Raw genomic sequence first — 1122 nt, 5'->3', positions numbered from 1 at the left:
TTTCAGGCTGCGGTAAGTCATCCCGCCACGGCGTGCCCGTTCTGAGCATCGCGTTGAGGCGCACGATGAAGATTCTCATGCAGGCTACAAGCGCAACCTTGGCAAGTTTCCCTCGCCCACGCAGCGCCTCATATCGGGCTTTGAGCGTTGGATTATGTTTCACCGCTACCAGGCACGCCATGTACAGCGCACGCCTGACCTCAAATCGGCCTCCTGAGATAAAGCGCTTGCCCACGGACTTTCCGCTGTCGTGATTGAAGGGGGCCACACCGACCAAAGAGGCTATTTCCCGGGACTCCACGTGCCCCAGTTCCGGCAAGAGCGCTACCAGCTTGGTCGCGGTTACCATCCCGATGCCTTTGACTTCGTCCAGTTTGGCTATCCGTTCATCGCTGAGCACTGTGGCCTGCCGCTTGATCGCTTGCTCCACCAACTTTATCTGCGATGCAAAGTGCTGAAGATTGGTTTTCAGGAAATTGGCGACCATTGCTGACTGGGCCTGCTTCAGGCGCCGCCGATCGTCATCTCGCTGTTGGACCAGGCGATCACGCTGCTGAAGGAGTTCTCGTAACAGGGCCCTTTCAGGGCTTGTTTTCAGGGTTGGCTTGTCAGGAATGACCTCAGCGAAATGGGCCAGCACTGCGGCGTCGATGGCATCGGTCTTGGCCTTGATGCCCAAGGAATCCGCGAACGATCTGGCTCGCTTGGGGTTCACGCGTATGACCTTGTAGCTGGCGTTCTGGAGAAAGCGCATGACATCAAGCTCGTAGCCGCCTGTAGCTTCCAGAAGGATGCGCTTGATGCTGAGCCCTCGCAGGCTCTTCACCAGTTCCTCAAAGCCCGCTGGATCATTGCGCACGCTGATCCTGATGCCCTGGGGCCGCACCAGTGCATCAAGGGAAAGACTGGAAACATCGATACCCAAGAAGGAAGCCATCGCCAAAACCTCCTAGACTCAACAGTGTGAGAGAGCTTTGGCTTGGCCCACGCTTGTGGTTCGAGATTAGGCCCTCATCCAACTGTTCGGGCTCTCGCCAAAGTGGAACGGTGAATGGCAGCTTGTGCTCCCACACGTGCTCAAGGCACCTCTGGCATTCAGCTTGCCATTCACCGCTCTCACTC

Annotated in this window: 1 protein-coding gene; it reads right to left on the bottom strand. The window is 57.2% G+C overall.

Translation table 11 applies throughout. The features are described 5' to 3' along the window. Positions 1 to 937: IS110 family transposase (locus M2S36_RS24790; RefSeq protein WP_333958015.1), on the bottom strand; the 937-nt coding region annotated here is incomplete at its 3' end. Between the last annotated feature and the right edge of the window lie 185 nt (positions 938 to 1122).

The sequence above is a fragment of the Pseudomonas sp. SF2 genome, from assembly GCF_036858055.1.
Lineage (GTDB): Bacteria > Pseudomonadota > Gammaproteobacteria > Pseudomonadales > Pseudomonadaceae > Aquipseudomonas.
The sequence above is the reverse complement of the archived record's forward strand: the minus strand, read 5'-3'. Positions and strand labels throughout refer to the sequence as shown.